This window comes from Paenibacillus sp. JT22N12 (genome assembly GCF_056269365.1).
In genome coordinates, this window is the sequence record NZ_JBWDNU010000040.1 from 1 (window position 1) to 1038 (window position 1038).

The following is a 1038-nucleotide window of genomic DNA, read 5'->3' on the forward strand; positions in this document are numbered from 1 at the left end:
GTGAAAACGGATGCTGCTGACGCGTACCAGCTGGGGGAATTATTCTACAAAGAAGAGTTGGAGCCCTACAAAAAACGTGGTCAGTATCTGATGAATCTGCGCTACCTGACACGGCAACATGAGTCACTGACGGAAATGGTTGTCCAGGTAAAGCTGCAATTTCAAGCGGTATTGGATCAGGTCTTTCCGGAGTATCATGGCGTGTTTGGCGACCTTTATTCTAAGGTGTCGCTTCGTTTCCTGGCCCAATATCCAACGTCTCAATCCGTGCTGGCAATGTCCGAGGAGACTGTTACGTCGATCATACAACGCCTTGTCGGACATGTCGGCTCGAACCGGTGGTCGCTGGAACGTGCACAGAAACTAATGGCTGCAGCAGAGCGAAACCCCTTCAGGGAGACCGCTTTTCCGAGTCATTTAATCTCATTGGAGCTGTTCATTCATTTACTTCTTCAATACCAGGAGCATCTAGCGAAACTCGATAAATCAATAGAGGCCCTGGCTGAAGAATTACTGGAGTATGATTTAATCCAATCGATACCCGGCATTGGCACCAAAATTGCGGCAACAATTTTAGCTGAGATCGGGGAAATCGATCGGTTTGATCACGCAAAAAAGCTAGTTGCGTTTGCCGGTATTGATCCAAGTGTCTTCTCTTCCGGCAAGTTTACTGGAACCCAAAATTCAATCACCAAACGCGGTTCCAGGAGGCTCCGGACAGCCTTATATCAAGCTGTTCGGTGTGGAATACGAAGCTCACGCAATAAAAAATTAAGGGCTTACTACGATAAAAAGCGTGCAGAGGGCAAATTGTTTAAAGTAACTGTATTCGCTTGTGCAAATAAACGGATCCACTGGATATATGCAATCTTAACCAAGAAAGAAACCTTCTGCTTAGACTAAAAAGAAATACTTAGACATTGAGGAACACCTTCCCAAAATCTAAGGGACGGTTATTTGCCATTCCCTTTTACCAGTATAACATCCCTCGTTTGGCTCATTAATAATTAAATATTGACAACCTATTAGCTGGTATAG

General features: G+C 44.8%; 1 protein-coding gene. It reads left to right on the plus strand.

What is annotated here, in order from left to right:
- Positions 1-903: IS110 family RNA-guided transposase (locus tag AC0YOA_RS38050; RefSeq protein ID WP_475790947.1), on the plus strand; the 903-nt coding region annotated here is incomplete at its 5' end.
- Between the last annotated feature and the right edge of the window lie 135 nt (positions 904-1038).